This window comes from Bradyrhizobium ottawaense, from assembly GCF_900099825.1.
In the GTDB taxonomy this organism is placed as follows: domain Bacteria; phylum Pseudomonadota; class Alphaproteobacteria; order Rhizobiales; family Xanthobacteraceae; genus Bradyrhizobium; species Bradyrhizobium ottawaense_A.
In genome coordinates this window covers 6,051,581-6,069,604 of sequence record NZ_LT629693.1, presented here as the reverse complement: position 1 = coordinate 6,069,604, position 18,024 = coordinate 6,051,581, and the positions used below count along the sequence as shown (strand labels likewise).

8 protein-coding genes and 2 pseudogenes are annotated in these 18,024 nt (G+C 61.8%); 8 read left to right on the top strand and 2 right to left on the bottom strand.

The window, feature by feature from the left end:
• Positions 1-21 precede the first annotated feature (21 nt).
• The gene (locus tag BLR13_RS40495) at positions 22-177 is read right to left on the bottom strand and encodes a hypothetical protein (protein ID WP_154070751.1); all 156 of its coding nucleotides are present in this window, start codon (positions 175-177) and stop codon (positions 22-24) included.
• 183 nt (positions 178-360) lie between these two features.
• Between BLR13_RS40495 and BLR13_RS28305 the strand changes: the two genes are divergently transcribed.
• The 6 genes and pseudogenes from BLR13_RS28305 to BLR13_RS28285 all read left to right on the top strand — a co-directional run bounded on the left by BLR13_RS28305 (position 361) and on the right by BLR13_RS28285 (position 5,738).
• Positions 361-1,485 carry a helix-turn-helix transcriptional regulator gene (locus tag BLR13_RS28305; RefSeq protein ID WP_079585710.1) on the top strand — a complete coding sequence of 375 codons (1,125 nt, stop codon included), beginning with the start codon at positions 361-363 and terminating at the stop codon, positions 1,483-1,485.
• A 598-nt stretch (positions 1,486-2,083) separates the two neighbouring features.
• A pseudogene (locus tag BLR13_RS42665) lies at positions 2,084-2,263 on the top strand (DUF6538 domain-containing protein); the annotation flags it as partial.
• An 18-nt stretch (positions 2,264-2,281) separates the two neighbouring features.
• The gene (locus BLR13_RS28300) at positions 2,282-3,946 is read left to right on the top strand and encodes a hypothetical protein (RefSeq protein WP_074817111.1); all 1,665 of its coding nucleotides are present in this window, start codon (positions 2,282-2,284) and stop codon (positions 3,944-3,946) included.
• 234 nt (positions 3,947-4,180) lie between these two features.
• Positions 4,181-4,630 (top strand): hypothetical protein, encoded by a 450-nt coding sequence (locus BLR13_RS28295; protein ID WP_074817113.1) that lies wholly within the window; start codon positions 4,181-4,183, stop codon positions 4,628-4,630.
• A complete protein-coding gene (locus BLR13_RS28290) occupies positions 4,630-4,917 on the top strand; it encodes a hypothetical protein (protein WP_074817117.1) in 288 nt (95 codons plus the stop codon). The genes BLR13_RS28295 and BLR13_RS28290 overlap by 1 nt, the downstream gene beginning before the upstream one ends.
• Complete coding sequence (locus tag BLR13_RS28285) at positions 4,917-5,738, top strand: hypothetical protein (protein WP_074817119.1); 822 nt, start codon at positions 4,917-4,919, stop codon at positions 5,736-5,738. The genes BLR13_RS28290 and BLR13_RS28285 overlap by 1 nt, the downstream gene beginning before the upstream one ends.
• A gap of 176 nt (positions 5,739-5,914) precedes the next feature.
• On the opposite strand, the pseudogene BLR13_RS28280 reads toward BLR13_RS28285, so the two are convergent.
• Positions 5,915-7,200, bottom strand: a pseudogene (locus BLR13_RS28280) (IS701 family transposase).
• 986 nt (positions 7,201-8,186) lie between these two features.
• On the opposite strand from BLR13_RS28280, the gene BLR13_RS28275 reads away from it, so the two are divergent.
• Both BLR13_RS28275 and BLR13_RS28270 read left to right on the top strand, forming a co-directional pair.
• Complete coding sequence (locus BLR13_RS28275; RefSeq protein ID WP_074817126.1) at positions 8,187-8,552, top strand: sulfotransferase domain-containing protein; 366 nt, start codon at positions 8,187-8,189, stop codon at positions 8,550-8,552.
• A gap of 33 nt (positions 8,553-8,585) precedes the next feature.
• Positions 8,586-17,564, top strand: a complete 8,979-nt coding sequence (locus BLR13_RS28270; protein ID WP_074817127.1) for a beta strand repeat-containing protein — start codon at positions 8,586-8,588, stop codon at positions 17,562-17,564.
• The last annotated feature ends 460 nt before the right edge of the window (positions 17,565-18,024 follow it).

The following is an 18,024-nucleotide window of genomic DNA, read 5'->3' as shown; positions in this document are numbered from 1 at the left end:
GATCCCGGCAGACTGGGCTGTTTAGAAAAATTCTGCGCTCAATTCGACGCCGCGGCTAAATACCCACAACGAGACGGCCAACCCAACAACGCCGAACAAGGCCAAGAACGCGACGGTTCCTTCTTCCGATCGACGCTCGGGAGTTGCGCGTGAGAAAACACTGGCGATAACGGCCATTTTTAGTACCCTCGGCGAGTTGCCGGCACGGAGGTGAGTATTTTACCTGCGATCCGCTGAAACTATGATCCGACTTCATTTCGTTATCCGGCGCATCAGCCGTTCGGCCGATACGAGAAATTTCAACGGGCGATCGGTGTTTCGTATTTGTGTGGTCCTGCCTTTGCAACCGACGGGTGATTCATGAGCAGAGAAAGCGATTTAGTGGCATTGATTGCGGCGATTTACGAAGCGGGAACGGACTTCAATCTTTGGCCTGATGCTCTTGGGCGTATCGCAGCAGCCTTCGGTGCCCCCTCCGCAGGCATGGCAAGACAGGGCAAAACGCCGGCTGAATGCTGGGGCTTTTGTGCTGGAGTCCAGCCGGCTGCCATAAAAAGCTACGTTGAACACTACCACGCAGTGAATCCGATTTGGCAGCGCGTTCCAAATACGCCAGCAGGGACCGTCCAGGCTGACACCATGGTGATGCCCAGAAGGGAATTAGAACGTACGGAATTTTTCAACGACTATCTTGTGCCGCAGCGGATCGCAGGCCTGCTCAATTCAGTTGTTCTGGTTGAAGAGGGCCGGCAAACCGTGGTCACAATGCACGGGCGCCGACAGTTCGACGCTGACGACGTCGCTCTTTACAAACTTATTTCACCGCATTTGCAGCGCGCAGTTCAAATCAACCTGAAGTCAGCCCAAATGCAAATGAATCATGCAGCTTCAAGACAGGCTTTGGATCGGCTTAACGAAGGAGTGCTCTTTGTCGATGTAAATAGCTCGGTCACGCTCGCCAACAGGAGCGCGGAGAGCCTCTTTGCGGCCGAGGCGGGATTGCGGCAGCGAGACGGGATTCTTGAGGGTAGCGTGCATTCCGAGACTTTGGCGCTTCACGCCCTCATTGCAAAATGTGGAGAGAGGGGCGCGCTTCCGTCGTCCGGGGGAAATCTCTCGCTTTCGCGCGGTGCCGGGCGGTGGCCATTGGCATTGATGATTGCCCCAATACTTCATCCCCTGCCGGATTGGCTAATCGGTAAAAAACCCGTTGCAATCATTTTTGTGAACGATCCCGAACGAACTCCCAAGCCGGCGTCCCGTCAACTGATCGAGCAATTCGGCTTAACTCGCGCCGAAGCTAGTTTCGCCATCGAGATACTTAATGGCGATGGAATTCAGGCGGCGGCTGATCGTTTGTCCATTACTCGCGCTACGGCCCGAACACATCTTGCCCGCGTTTTTGATAAAACGGGGGTGCGGCGACAGTCGGAGCTTGTTCGCCTTTTGATGTCTGCAATCTATCCAATAGACGGGATTAGATGATCTGGCCGCGCGGCTTGTTTAGCAAGCTTCATTTATTTAGAGCAGTTTGCACCACAAATAGTTGTCGCCGCGCTTCTCAACAGAGTATCCTTCATTCGAAGCGCAAAGTCTTTCCTTGTTTAAAGTGGATGGTCCCATTGGTTCCCACTGACTTCATAGATCGTCCAACATCATTTTCCGACCGCGGACGCCCTTGCTGCATTTTTACACCGGAGTAACCTCCGCGCAGAACTGAAGCGTGAGAGGAAAAGTCTCCCGTTTCAGCGACGCACTCCATCGGCGCAATTATGAGGAACGCCGATAAAAAAACATCCGCGTGCCGCAAAGACTGAAGCTGTGCGGCACCTAGGTTGCACTCGGTCATCACGAACGACATCCATATCGAGGCCGGCAGACGGAAAAAAGCGCTCGGCTACTGGAGCAAGGCCGGGCGCCAGGCGACGGTGCGTTTTTGCTATCGAGAAAGCGGTGGGCGCATCCGACCTAGGCAGTTGAGTGCTGGTGAGACTCCTAGTTCCCCAGCCACACTCGAATTTCCCGTTGCAGATCAAAGACTTCTAACCCGCAGCTTTACGAAAAACCGCGGTGGTCCACAACAATGGTCCACAACGAGGCTCGAATGGCGTCCGGACGGTACCTGCGGCGGCGTGGTCATACATGGTTTTTTCGCTTCCGCTGGCCTGCGGCGCTTGCCGCTTGCCATATCTCGGGCGAGCTTATTTTGAGCCTGAAAACCCGTGACTATCGGTGCGCTCTGCACCGCGCCCGCGTCCTCAGGCTGGGCCTGGAGGGCCTAATGACCCGGTTTACCCCGTCCAAGACCAAAAGCGAGGCGGAGGGACTGGTGCGGCAATGGATCGACGCCGCCCTTTGGCGTCAAGAAGCCCGCCTCGCCGAAACCGACGGATTTTCCTTCCTGGAGCCGGACGAGATCAAAACCATGGACCGGCAGGACGCCATCGAGCTCGACGCGTTGATGCGCTTTGGCGAACGCATGTTTGCCGACGAGCAAAAGGCAAAAATCGCCCGCGCGCTCGGTCCCGGCAGCCCCGGCTTCGATGCCTTCGACGGGATCGTCAGCGCCGTCGGCCGCGCCATAGACGTGCCTGTGGACCGCGAAACCGCTGACGGGCGCTTCTATGCCCGAATGATATTGCGTGGCCACGCGACTCTGCTCGACGAAATGCGGGAGACCATCGCCGGAATCCCAAAACAAGTGCAAGCGTCGGTGGAACGACCGATCCTGCCGAATTTTCCGTTCTTCACACACTGGGACGAATTCGTCGCCACCAAGAAGAGCGACCGCAAATGGAAGCGCGATACCGCGGACGGCGCTGAAGCCACGCCTCGGCTCTTCAAAGCGCTCATCGGCGAGCTGCCATTTGCCAAGATCGATGGCAGCGTCGTGGGCCGCTTCCGCCTCGAGTACCTAAAGCTTCCCTTCGATCACTTCCACGGTAAGAAGTGGAACAAGTTGACGACCAAACAAGTGCTCGCGGCGGTACAAAAACTCGATGAGGCAGCCAAAGCGAAAATTCGCTTGACCAGCACTACGACCGCTAACAAGCACGTGATCAATCTGATCGAATATTGGGACCACCTGGCCCTGCACGCGAAAATCCCGCGCGGCCTCGATAATCCGTTCCGCGGCCACTTCACGGCCAAACCGCGCGGGCGCGCCGCGCGTGACGAGCACCCGATGTGGCCGACGGATCTCGACGAGGCGTTTTTCACTTCACCTGTCTACGCGGGCTGCAAGTCGATTTTCCGACGCGGCCTACCGGGCGATGAAATCCATCGCGATGCGTTGTTCTGGATTCCCCTAGTCGGCCGCACGATGGGCGTTCGCGAGGACGAAATCTGCGGACGCTTGGTCGGCGACATCGAGTGGGTCGATACGGAAATCGGGCGCCTGCCCTATCTGAAAATCCGCAACAGCAAGACGAGTTCTTCAAGTCGAGATGTCCCCCTGCATGAATTGATTCTGCAGTTGGGTTTTCTCGAACATCGCTGTTATGGCCGCCTGCCAGATGAGCCGCTGTTTCCTGAATTGATTGCGCAGGGCGTCGAGCCGCGCCGCAGCGGCGCATTCAGCGGCCGATTTACCGAATACCGGAAGAAGACGAAAACTTATCGGCCGGGGGTTGATTTTCGCTCTTACCGCGGAAACGTCGAAACCGCGCTTCGCAATGTTGCGGATGTGAACGCAGGCTGGGTAGATGAACTAATTGGCCACGACTCTCCGATTCGCCGCAGCGAAGGCGCGCGTTACACAAAATCGATTTTCATGGCCAATCTAAAGCGGACCATCGACAAGATCATCATCAGCGCCGATCTGTCGAAGCTTTATTTTACCGGTCAGCACGGCGTATGCGCGCCCGGCACCGCGGAAGAAATCGTACGCTATACTACACTTGCGGTGCGCGAGATGAGTAAGAAGGCCGCCCGGCGTCGCCACTGATCTTCCGCATGTGATTTTTGAAAGGCGCCCGCTTATGGACGGCGTTCGGCGCCTAGATTTTTTCCAACTGAAACGAAGAAGTGTAATCGACACCGAGCGCTTGGGCAAAACACACTGACACCGTTCAACGCGGCGAGGCGCCCATGATTGCCTCGCCCTATCTGCCCGAGGGCGAAATGTGCTTCTGCTTCATCGGCCAGATCAGTTCCCGAGCCGGCACGCCGCTCATCGCCGATGCTCACCGTGTTCATTGCGAAGGGCGGCCGGATTGACTTGCTGCCGTTGAAGAAGGCGCTGGCGAGAGCACGGTTCGATGATCTCGCCGATACCGGCCGGCGCGGGGCCATGCCGGAGCCGCTGCTCAAGGGCTTTGTCGCAGCCGCGGTCAATCAGAGCCTGGATCGAATGCAGACGCGCAAGCAGGAGCGTCAGACCGAGTTACGGCCGCTGTTGGAAAAAGAGGAATCGCGACTGAAGAATTGGCTCGCCCGGCGCCGTGATCGGATCAACAATCAACTGGCCAATCTGAGTCCGACCAGCCAGCAGGCCATCCGTGCCCGCCAGTCGCTCGAAGAAGCCGAGAAATATGTTCAGGACCGAAGCCTGAACTGGAGACTTGCGCATTTCGAAGCTGCAGACCAGCCGACGACCCGGCTCATTCTGGCTATCGAGGGGGTCCGCTGATGCCGCTCGACACTGCGATCAACAATATCGGCGAATACTACGCCGCCCACTATCTCGAAGCCCAGTTCGCCAAAGACATCGCCGATCCGCTGAAGGCTTGGCGCGACCACGGCTCGCGATCGGTGCCAAGGCGCCTGCAGGCCTTGGGCGACACCTACTTCAAGGCAAAGTCTCAGGCGCTGGATCACGACATCACGACGCACCGGTCGAATGCCGAACCCTTGAAGCATCGTGGGGCGAAGCCGTCGGCCGCTTGCTGCGGGAGGAGGATAGCCCCCGATGGGTGATGCTGCTCTCGGGCTCGACCGTCCATCTGTTCGACCGCAATACTTTTGCGCAAGGCCGCTGGGTCAGCTTCGATCTCGACGACGCCTTTGGACGCAAGGAGACTGCGGCTTTTGATGCGATGGCCGCGCTGCTCTCAAAGGACACTTTGTGCCCTGACGGCGAAAACGCGACGGTCCTGCACGACACGCTCGAAAGCCAGAGTCACAAGTTCACCCATGGAGTTTCGACCAAACTACAGGGGGCGGTCCGGCGCGCGATCGAAGAGGTCTGCAATGGCTGGGTCGACAGCCGGCGCGCCAAGAAGCTCTCATACACCCGCCTCGCCGAAGCGGAGCCCGCCTTGCCCAATGGCGAGCGAGACCTCACCGCCGAGCATCTGCGGCACGAGGCGCTGGTGTTCGTCTATCGGATTCTGTTCTGCCTCTACGCCGAGGCGCGAGGCGGCGAACTGGGTGTTCTTCCGATCAACGACGATGTCTATCGCCTCGGCTACAGCCTGGAGGCCCTGCGCGATCTGGCCGATTCCGGCGAGATGCCGGTGGGAGCCGAAGGTGGCACCTATTACCACGCCCACCTGAAGCGGCTGTTCTCGCTGATCCACAAGGGCTTTGAGCCGATTCGCGTCCCTCCGACCGCCGACGCGGCCAAACCCTGGGTGCCGGTGAAGCCGGAGCAGCTTGCCTTGTTCGGTGGCGCTTCACCCTGCTCTCCCCCAGCATCATCGAAGCCATTCTCGAAGGCCTCCAGCCCGCCAATCTTGAGCTTGAGGATCTCCTCAAGCAATTCCCTGCCGCGTGGGACCAGCAACTTGAAACCCTGACCAAGGGTTGAACGGTACTCTGCTTCTCAGCCAATGGAGGACATTCCTAGGCGGTGATTGCTGAGAGCTCCTAGCACTACTTTGGCAGATTTGGCTTAAGGCTGCCTGCGAGCAGCATCTCACAGTGCGTGCATCGTAGTGGTGGGGGCCGCACGAAGAGGTTGAGGATGGCTTGTCTAATGGCCGGCATGCTCGGTTGTGGCGGTGGGCCTGAGACTCTTTTTTTTCCGTCCCGCTGCGGTGAGGCGGCGGGATTGAAGGAAGGCGTAGGCGATCATCGTCATCAGGGCATGCCGGTGTAATCCGGCCCACGACCTGCCTTCAAAATGGTCGAGCCCCAGTTCTTCCTTCAATTGCTGATGCGCCTGTTCACAAATCCAACGCGCCTTAACGGCAGCTGCCAGTGTCTTAAGCGGAACGTCAGCGGGCAGATTCGAGATGTAGTACTTCTGCTCTCCGCTCGATCGTCGTTCGCCCAGGATCCACACTTCATCGCCAGGCATACGCTCGACACCTTTATCGAACACGCGGTGCTTTGGGCCATCCGCGATGCGGACGCGCCGCGCAGCGAAAAGGCATGTCAGCGGGCCTTTCGTACCCCCGCGCCAGCTGATCTTCTGCCACTTTACGCCGACCAGCATCGTCTCGGCTGAAACTGGCGACATATCCGGGATATGGTGTTTGCGCGGCTTACGGGCTTTCTCCGTTGGAAAGATCATGGTGACATCGGTCGGATAGACTTTCTGGCGCCGCGACATACCAACTGCCCATAAGAGGCCGCGTTCGCTCAGAGCATGACGGAACGGCGCGCTCGATCCGTATCCCGCGTCCGCCAGCACACAGCCGAAGCGAACACCGGCTGCGATCACGCGATCGATCTCAGCCAGCGCGATCTCCGGCTTGGACCGTGCCGCGCGATGCTCGATTGGAACGCCGGCGCGCTTCAGACGTACCGGATCGCTCGTCCAATTCTCGGGAAGGAAGAGACGTAGCGCCACCATTACCGGCACTTCACCGCGCGCAAGCGTCAGCGACACCAATGTTTGGCAATTCGCCGTTTTACCGAGAGTTGATGCATATTGCGGAGCTACACCAACCGAGCGATCGCCCTTCTTCGGCATCGATGTATCGTCGATGACCAGCACTGCATCTGTGCCGCCGACGAGCCGGTCGGCCTGAACGAGCAATTCTGCTTCCAACGGCGCCGCGTCCCAGACGCCATCAGCGATGAAATGATGCAATTGATCATAGTCGCCCGGCGCCAGCCGCGCCGCCATTGGCTGGACGCTCTTGCGGTCGCCCGGCCCAATGAGTCCTGAAACATATAGCGGACACATCCGCCGCCGAGCCTTGTGACCTAAACGATCCAGGAATGGCTCGAGCCAGCGTCCAAGCTCATCTTCCCACCTCGACGTCGTATCCACCGGTCAGCCCTCCAAAAAGCCGACCACCCATGAATCATTGAAAACGTGATTCGGGAATCCAGTCCCGCCGATCAACTCCCAGAATCTGCCAAAGTAGTGCTAGTCTAGAGACTCAGTTACTCTCGCCCATCCAACGGAGACTCGAACCGAGGCCGATTTTGATTTCAAGTTGTGCCTCTGGCGTTTCGCTTTTCTAAACCGTACTAAACCGACGAAGTACGAAGCTTTGGAGAAAAATGCATTCTCCAGACCAATTGTGCCAAAAATCGGCAATCTCCAGTACAGCCATGATCCTCGAAAATCCCACTTTTGCTCGGGGATTTTTGGCTTATTCGTTGCCGCAGAAGCCTGAACGCTCGGGCGGGTGGCGGAGGGAGAGGAACTGGGGTCGAACCTTATCCACGTAGCCCAGCGTAGAGGACCCGCACGCAGTCTGTCTCGTTCAAGGTGTAGGATGCCTGCTTTCCGGCGATCATGAGCACATGGATTTTCGGATACGTCGCGATCTGGTCCGCGGACAAGCGCCCTGCTTTGGCTGCGCGGCGGACGCCCGCATCGCTTGTCAAAAAAACTACCTGCAGGCCCCCGTACTCTTCTGCCCCGTACTCTTCTGCCCTGGGCTCGTCCTGAGCAAAGGATTCTCGGGGACGAGGCGGGCGGCGTCGGGCGAATCGAAGCGCTACCCATTTCTGAGTACCGCAAACTCCCCCTGCAGACGGCCGTACTCCGCATTTGCCAAGCCGAATATCGTCAAACGGTAATATCGTCAAAACGGTATAGCGTTGTTTCCGTCTCCTCCCGCCAACTCGCATTAGAGGAAATCGAGAACAGACTTGGGACGATCAACCGTCCCCATTCGAAATGGTCGCGGCCGCCTGAGCTTGATCGGCCTTCCTCGCTTCGAGACCGAGGATACGGGCTGGCGCCCCTCGGTCGAACTGAGCGAGGGCTTGGAGCGTACGATTTCGTGGTGGCACGGCCGACTGGCGGCGGGCCTGGTGCGTCGCCAGAAGGAATTCATCACATGATGGCCGCGCGCGTAGCGACGGAAGGGGTGGTTGCGCATGGTGCGATGTTGGTCATGGACCTCGTCCATCACTATCGAGCGCAAATGGCACTGCGGTACTTGCCAATTCGCTATGAGGACATGGTGGAGGATATGCCAGGCAGCGTGCGTCGTATGCTGGACTTCGTCGGCGAGCGCTTCGACCAGCGTTGCGTCAATTTCCAGGACAATCGACGTCTGCCGCACACCCCAAGCTACGCGCAGGTGAAGCAGAACTTGTATGACCGATCTCGGTTCCGTTATCGCCATTATCGGAGGCATCTGGAACCGGTTATCTCTATCCTCAAGCCCGTAATGGACCGGCTCGGCTACATTTTGAATTAATGCACCCTTCACCGGCCAACAATTGAGAGATCGATGTCACGTACGATCAGCAGCAGCACGACCGGTCCGGTAGTTCTGGGCACGGCCGACAGTCCTCTTTCCATCACCAGCACGGGCACGGTGACCTCGACGGGTTCTGCCGATGGCATCGACGGGGGAACCGGCACCACCTGGACGATTTCGAATGCGGGCGTGGTCTCCGCTTCCAGCGGCAATGGTGTGTCGCTGGCCAGCAGCGGCATCGTCGGCAACACCGGCTCGATTTCGGGCAAGGATGCCCTCGTGCTCCGCGCGGGCGGCAGCGTGACGAACGACGTCGGTGGGTCCATCTCGGGCCTCGGCGCCCTCGGGGCTGGATTGGGTTTCGGCGCGGGCGTCTACATCACGGGCGCTGCGGGCACGGTGACGAACCACAGCACGATCTCCGGCGTGGCCTATGGCGTCGGCTTCGGAGCCGGGGGCCTCGTAACCAACACCAGTTCGATCACGGGTGGCGAGGATGGCGCCATCGTCCAAGGCGCCATCGGGACGATCGCGAACTTCGGCAAGATCACCGCGACGGTCGACGACGGCGTCGCTCTCTTCAAAGGCGGTAGCGTGACGAACGCCTCAGGCGCTTCCATTTCAGGCGCTGGTGGGGCCGGCATTTTCATCACCGGCGGCGCCGGCACGGTCACGAATGCGGGCAGCATCGCAGGACTTACCCATCATGGGGTGCTGATTGCTGGCGGCGGCAGTCTTTCGAACGCTGCGTCCGGGTCCATTTCGGCCCTGGGTGTCGGCGTCTTTTTCGAGACCAATCCAGGCACGGTTACGAACGCCGGCTTTATTACCGGGACAGGAACGCAAGGAACCGGCGTCTATCTGGAGAACGGCGGCAGCGCCACCAACACCTCAACCGGGACCATCACGGGTCACAAGTTCGGCGCCTTTCTGGAGGGCGGCAACAACACGCTTGCGAACTATGGCAGCATTTCGGGGGCGACCTATGACGGGGCCGTCCTCGGGCTTGGCGGTACAGTCACCAACGCTGCCGGCGCTTCCATTTCGGGCCTCAATGGCGGCGTCTACATCAAGTACCGGGCGGCGGGCACGGTCACCAACAGCGGCAGCATCAGCGCCACCGGAACCGGCGGCGCCGGCATCGATCTTGCCGATGGCGGCAAGGTCACGAACAATTCGACCGGGTCGGTGTCGGGCAATAACTTCGGGGTCTTCGTTACCGGTGCCGGCGGCACCGTCACGAACACTGGCCAAATCGCGAGTGCGAAATACGGCGCCGTCGAGCTCGTGAAAGGTGGCAGCGTCACCAACAACGCGGGCGCATCGATCAAGGGTGGCACTAGTGGTGTCTATGTCACGGCGGGAGGGTCAGGGACTGTCACCAACAGCGGCACCATCAGTGCGGCGAATGCCGGTGGTGCGGGTGTCGCTCTTGCGGGTGGCGGCAACATCACGAATAATTCGGGCGGATCGATCTCGGGCGCCGCGTTCGGTGTCTTCACCACCGGAGTTCTCGCAACGCTGAACAACAGCGGCAGCATCTCGGGCGCTCACGGTGTCGGTCTCGAGGCCGGCGGTAGCATCGCCAACTTCGGCTCGATCTCCGGCCAGTCCGCCGGCGTCTTTTCGCAGGGAGCTGCTGCGACGCTCAGCAATGCCGGCAGCATCAGCGCGACGGCCGGCGCCGGCGCCGATATCGAGGCCGGCGGCAGCATCACAAACCTCGCCGGCACGACCATCGCGGGTAGCGCCTTCGGCATCTTCCTCACTGGCGGTTCCGCCACCGTGACGAACGCCGGCACGATTTCCGGCGGGAGTTATGCCATCGACTTCGCTGGGAGCGCCACCAATCGGCTCGTGGTCGACCCCGGCGCCGTGTTCGTGGGCGGGGTGACCGGCGGCAGCGGCTCGAGCACGCTGGAACTCGCCAGCGGCACAGGTTCGATCGGCGGAGTGGGCACCGGCTCGTTCAATCACTTCCAGGTCCTTGCTGTCGATGCCGGCGCGCTCTGGACGCTCAGCGGTGCGAATATTGCCCCAAGCGTTCTGGACAACGGTACGATCAGCATCGCCGGTTCGCTCGACGTGTCGACGGCTATTGATGCAAGCAGTACCGGTCTTTTCAAACTCGGCAGCGGCGCCACGCTTGAAGTTGCCGCGGCCACCGGCGCGACTACGCAAGTCAATTTCCTGAGCAACAGCGAACTGATCATCGACAATGCCGCATCGTTCGGCACCAATGTCGGCACCGCATCCTATGCGGGACCGCAGCTGCAACACTTCGTCCTTGGGGACACGATCGATCTCAAGACCTTTTCCTCGGCAGGTGTGACGCTCAACTACAACGCGTCGACGGGCGTCCTGCAGGTGTCGAACAGCGCCAACCAGGTGGCGAGCCTGGACTTCCAGACCTCCAGCCTCGGCAGCACGACCTTCCAGGCCACCGGGGACGGAGCGACCGGCATCTTCATAACCACAGCGCCATCGGCCGCGCCCTCGGTGAGCTCGATCGTGACCTCGGGCACTGGGATCACCAACGGCAATGGCGACCTGAACGCCAGCAAGGCGGTGACCTTGACCGTCAATTTCAGCGCGCCCGTGACGGTCAATACCGCAGGCGGCTCGCCGACGCTCGCGCTCAACGATAGCGGGACTGCGGCCTATGTCGGCGGTTCCGGCACCTCAGCCCTGACCTTCAGCTACACGGTCGCGACGGGCCAAAACACCTCCGACCTCGTCGTGTCCTCGCTCAATCTGAACGGCGCGACGATCAAGGACGCGGCGACCAACAACGCCGATCTGTCGGGCGCGACCAATTACAACCCGGCCGGCATCTTGCAGATCGACACCACGACGCCGGCTGTGGCGATCACCAGCGCGGGCGGCTTGGTTAATCAGGCGACGCAGACGGTGGCCGGAACGGTTACCGACGCCGATGGCGGCGTAGCCGGAACGACGGTCACCGTGCTCGACGGCACGATCGCAGCCGGCACGGCGACGGTCCAGGCCGATGGCAGCTGGTCGACCAGCGTCACCTTGACCAACGGCACCAACACGCTGACCGCGCAGGACTCGGATCCGGCCGGCAATACCGGCGTGAGCAGCCCCGTGACCTACACGCTCAACACGACCGCGCCCTCGGTGAGCTCGATCGTGACCTCGGGCACTGGGATCACCAACGGCAATGGCGACCTGAACGCCAGCAAGGCGGTGACCTTGACCGTCAATTTCAGCGCGCCCGTGACGGTCAATACCGCAGGCGGCTCGCCGACGCTCGCGCTCAACGATAGCGGGACTGCGGCCTATGTCGGCGGTTCCGGCACCTCAGCCCTGACCTTCAGCTACACGGTCGCGACGGGCCAAAACACCTCCGACCTCGTCGTGTCCTCGCTCAATCTGAACGGCGCGACGATCAAGGACGCGGCGACCAACAACGCCGATCTGTCGGGCGCGACCAATTACAACCCGGCCGGCATCTTGCAGATCGACACCACGACGCCGGCTGTGGCGATCACCAGCGCGGGCGGCTTGGTTAATCAGGCGACGCAGACGGTGGCCGGAACGGTTACCGACGCCGATGGCGGCGTAGCCGGAACGACGGTCACCGTGCTCGACGGCACGATCGCAGCCGGCACGGCGACGGTCCAGGCCGATGGCAGCTGGTCGACCAGCGTCACCTTGACCAACGGCACCAACACGCTGACCGCGCAGGACTCGGATCCGGCCGGCAATACCGGCGTGAGCAGCCCCGTGACCTACACGCTCAACACGACCGCGCCCTCGGTGAGCTCGATCGTGACCTCGGGCACTGGGATCACCAACGGCAATGGCGACCTGAACGCCAGCAAGGCGGTGACCTTGACCGTCAATTTCAGCGCGCCCGTGACGGTCAATACCGCAGGCGGCTCGCCGACGCTCGCGCTCAACGATAGCGGGACTGCGGCCTATGTCGGCGGTTCCGGCACCTCAGCCCTGACCTTCAGCTACACGGTCGCGACGGGCCAAAACACCTCCGACCTCGTCGTGTCCTCGCTCAATCTGAACGGCGCGACGATCAAGGACGCGGCGACCAACAACGCCGATCTGTCGGGCGCGACCAATTACAACCCGGCCGGCATCTTGCAGATCGACACCACGACGCCGGCTGTGGCGATCACCAGCGCGGGCGGCTTGGTTAATCAGGCGACGCAGACGGTGGCCGGAACGGTTACCGACGCCGATGGCGGCGTAGCCGGAACGACGGTCACCGTGCTCGACGGCACGATCGCAGCCGGCACGGCGACGGTCCAGGCCGATGGCAGCTGGTCGACCAGCGTCACCTTGACCAACGGCACCAACACGCTGACCGCGCAGGACTCGGATCCGGCCGGCAATACCGGCGTGAGCAGCCCCGTGACCTACACGCTCAACACGACCGCGCCCTCGGTGAGCTCGATCGTGACCTCGGGCACTGGGATCACCAACGGCAATGGCGACCTGAACGCCAGCAAGGCGGTGACCTTGACCGTCAATTTCAGCGCGCCCGTGACGGTCAATACCGCAGGCGGCTCGCCGACGCTCGCGCTCAACGATAGCGGGACTGCGGCCTATGTCGGCGGTTCCGGCACCTCAGCCCTGACCTTCAGCTACACGGTCGCGACGGGCCAAAACACCTCCGACCTCGTCGTGTCCTCGCTCAATCTGAACGGCGCGACGATCAAGGACGCGGCGACCAACAACGCCGATCTGTCGGGCGCGACCAATTACAACCCGGCCGGCATCTTGCAGATCGACACCACGACGCCGGCTGTGGCGATCACCAGCGCGGGCGGCTTGGTTAATCAGGCGACGCAGACGGTGGCCGGAACGGTTACCGACGCCGATGGCGGCGTAGCCGGAACGACGGTCACCGTGCTCGACGGCACGATCGCAGCCGGCACGGCGACGGTCCAGGCCGATGGCAGCTGGTCGACCAGCGTCACCTTGACCAACGGCACCAACACGCTGACCGCGCAGGACTCGGATCCGGCCGGCAATACCGGCGTGAGCAGCCCCGTGACCTACACGCTCAACACGACCGCGCCCTCGGTGAGCTCGATCGTGACCTCGGGCACTGGGATCACCAACGGCAATGGCGACCTGAACGCCAGCAAGGCGGTGACCTTGACCGTCAATTTCAGCGCGCCCGTGACGGTCAATACCGCAGGCGGCTCGCCGACGCTCGCGCTCAACGATAGCGGGACTGCGGCCTATGTCGGCGGTTCCGGCACCTCAGCCCTGACCTTCAGCTACACGGTCGCGACGGGCCAAAACACCTCCGACCTCGTCGTGTCCTCGCTCAATCTGAACGGCGCGACGATCAAGGACGCGGCGACCAACAACGCCGATCTGTCGGGCGCGACCAATTACAACCCGGCCGGCATCTTGCAGATCGACACCACGACGCCGGCTGTGGCGATCACCAGCGCGGGCGGCTTGGTTAATCAGGCGACGCAGACGGTGGCCGGAACGGTTACCGACGCCGATGGCGGCGTAGCCGGAACGACGGTCACCGTGCTCGACGGCACGATCGCAGCCGGCACGGCGACGGTCCAGGCCGATGGCAGCTGGTCGACCAGCGTCACCTTGACCAACGGCACCAACACGCTGACCGCGCAGGACTCGGATCCGGCCGGCAATACCGGCGTGAGCAGCCCCGTGACCTACACGCTCAACACGACCGCGCCCTCGGTGAGCTCGATCGTGACCTCGGGCACTGGGATCACCAACGGCAATGGCGACCTGAACGCCAGCAAGGCGGTGACCTTGACCGTCAATTTCAGCGCGCCCGTGACGGTCAATACCGCAGGCGGCTCGCCGACGCTCGCGCTCAACGATAGCGGGACTGCGGCCTATGTCGGCGGTTCCGGCACCTCAGCCCTGACCTTCAGCTACACGGTCGCGACGGGCCAAAACACCTCCGACCTCGTCGTGTCCTCGCTCAATCTGAACGGCGCGACGATCAAGGACGCGGCGACCAACAACGCCGATCTGTCGGGCGCGACCAATTACAACCCGGCCGGCATCTTGCAGATCGACACCACGACGCCGGCTGTGGCGATCACCAGCGCGGGCGGCTTGGTTAATCAGGCGACGCAGACGGTGGCCGGAACGGTTACCGACGCCGATGGCGGCGTAGCCGGAACGACGGTCACCGTGCTCGACGGCACGATCGCAGCCGGCACGGCGACGGTCCAGGCCGATGGCAGCTGGTCGACCAGCGTCACCTTGACCAACGGCACCAACACGCTGACCGCGCAGGACTCGGATCCGGCCGGCAATACCGGCGTGAGCAGCCCCGTGACCTACACGCTCAACACGACCGCGCCCTCGGTGAGCTCGATCGTGACCTCGGGCACTGGGATCACCAACGGCAATGGCGACCTGAACGCCAGCAAGGCGGTGACCTTGACCGTCAATTTCAGCGCGCCCGTGACGGTCAATACCGCAGGCGGCTCGCCGACGCTCGCGCTCAACGATAGCGGGACTGCGGCCTATGTCGGCGGTTCCGGCACCTCAGCCCTGACCTTCAGCTACACGGTCGCGACGGGCCAAAACACCTCCGACCTCGTCGTGTCCTCGCTCAATCTGAACGGCGCGACGATCAAGGACGCGGCGACCAACAACGCCGATCTGTCGGGCGCGACCAATTACAACCCGGCCGGCATCTTGCAGATCGACACCACGACGCCGGCTGTGGCGATCACCAGCGCGGGCGGCTTGGTTAATCAGGCGACGCAGACGGTGGCCGGAACGGTTACCGACGCCGATGGCGGCGTAGCCGGAACGACGGTCACCGTGCTCGACGGCACGATCGCAGCCGGCACGGCGACGGTCCAGGCCGATGGCAGCTGGTCGACCAGCGTCACCTTGACCAACGGCACCAACACGCTGACCGCGCAGGACTCGGATCCGGCCGGCAATACCGGCGTGAGCAGCCCCGTGACCTACACGCTCAACACGACCGCGCCCTCGGTGAGCTCGATCGTGACCTCGGGCACTGGGATCACCAACGGCAATGGCGACCTGAACGCCAGCAAGGCGGTGACCTTGACCGTCAATTTCAGCGCGCCCGTGACGGTCAATACCGCAGGCGGCTCGCCGACGCTCGCGCTCAACGATAGCGGGACTGCGGCCTATGTCGGCGGTTCCGGCACCTCAGCCCTGACCTTCAGCTACACGGTCGCGACGGGCCAAAACACCTCCGACCTCGTCGTGTCCTCGCTCAATCTGAACGGCGCGACGATCAAGGACGCGGCGACCAACAACGCCGATCTGTCGGGCGCGACCAATTACAACCCGGCCGGCATCTTGCAGATCGACACCACGACGCCGGCTGTGGCGATCACCAGCGCGGGCGGCTTGGTTAATCAGGCGACGCAGACGGTGGCCGGAACGGTTACCGACGCCGATGGCGGCGTAGCCGGAACGACGGTCACCGTGCTCGACGGCACGATCGCAGCCGGCACGGCGACGGTCCAGGCCGATGGCAGCTGGTCGACCAGCGTCACCTTGACCAACGGCACCAACACGCTGACCGCGCAGGACTCGGATCCGGCCGGCAATACCGGCGTGAGCAGCCCCGTGACCTACACGCTCAACACGACCGCGCCCTCGGTGAGCTCGATCGTGACCTCGGGCACTGGGATCACCAACGGCAATGGCGACCTGAACGCCAGCAAGGCGGTGACCTTGACCGTCAATTTCAGCGCGCCCGTGACGGTCAATACCGCAGGCGGCTCGCCGACGCTCGCGCTCAACGATAGCGGGACTGCGGCCTATGTCGGCGGTTCCGGCACCTCAGCCCTGACCTTCAGCTACACGGTCGCGACGGGCCAAAACACCTCCGACCTCGTCGTGTCCTCGCTCAATCTGAACGGCGCGACGATCAAGGACGCGGCGACCAACAACGCCGATCTGTCGGGCGCGACCAATTACAACCCGGCCGGCATCTTGCAGATCGACACCACGACGCCAACGATCGCCATCAACACGATCGCCAGCAACAACATTATCAATGCCGCGAAAGCCTCGACGGGCTTCACCATCAGCGGCACTGCGACCGATGCCGAGAACGGCCAGGCCGTCACCATCAATATCCTCAATAGCGCAAATACCGTTGTGGACAGCTACGCCACTACAGACCAGAACAATGCCTGGTCTGTCAGGGTGACGAGCGCACAGGCCACGGCTCTGGCCGATGGCAGCTACACCGTGACCGCCAATGTCGCGGATAAGGCCGGTAATTCATCACCGCAGGCTAGCCACGCCTTGACAGTCGATGAGGAGAAGGTGGCTGAGACGCCGACGCTAACGATCGCAAGCCCTTCGCTCACGGTGCTGGCGGGCGGTTCGGTAGCGTTGGGAATTACGGCAACGCCCGTCGATCCCGACGACAGAGTGTCGGTGAAGATCAATGGCGTGCCGAGTTACGAAAGGATAACGGCTCCTAGTGGAGACACTGTCAGCCGGCAGCTGCAATCGAACGGCACCTATAACTGGACTATTACGGAGAGTGCCTCCACGGCAGGAAAACCTCTCACCGGGCTCACGCTGTCCTCGAGCTACACGGGCACGGGTCATCCGGTTGCCCCACTGACGGTGACGGCAAGCAATACGACGTCCGGAGAGACGGCGAACTCCGCTTCTCGGACCCTCACGGTCACGGACCCACCAGCGGCGACAGCCGGTGGCTCACCGAGTCCTGCAACGCCGATCCACGGCATTGCCGGGCCGGCGATCACGTCAAGCCCGCAGCAATCGATTTCGCCAGCCAATCCTCCGACCATTACGATGTCGGACTTGAGAGGCGGCGCACCGCCGCCCGGTTTGGCGCCGTCGGCGTATACGACGCTCGCAGGGTTGCTCGATCAGCATATGGCGGCCAGATCCTGTCAGGACGCGCCCGGCGTTTGCCAGACCTCCTGGACGGCTTCGCCGCAAGCTTGGCTCGGCGGCGATCAGGAGTTCCTGACCAGACCGCACGGTTGACCTCTGATGACCGAACGATACGTGGACAGACGATGCGATCAGGCGGGATGCGATAGATCGCCGATCTCGGGCCTGTTCGCATATAGAGAATCCAGCAGATGACGTCGTAAGCGGAAACCGGCCATTTCGCCCTTGTCTTACTAAGCTCACAACAGACGAAAAGGCACCCGAAAGACTCGAAGCAGTCCCGCAGCAATTCTGAATCTTGGTTCGTTTCGCTGGAGGGAGAGGAACTGGGGTCGAACCTTCTCCACGTGGGCCAACGTGGAGGAAAGTATCCCAGCGTACGGCGCGCCTGCAGGCGGCCTGCCAAGGCTTGGCCAATGGCGGGCGATGCTAGGAAAGGACGACAACGAGCGTTTATAGGGCCAAAGCACCCGCCACCGTTAGTTTCCGGCGTGTGTCATCTCTGACGGCTTGCCGCGTTCGCGTCGCTCGGAGCTTGCCCCTCCTTAGCCGG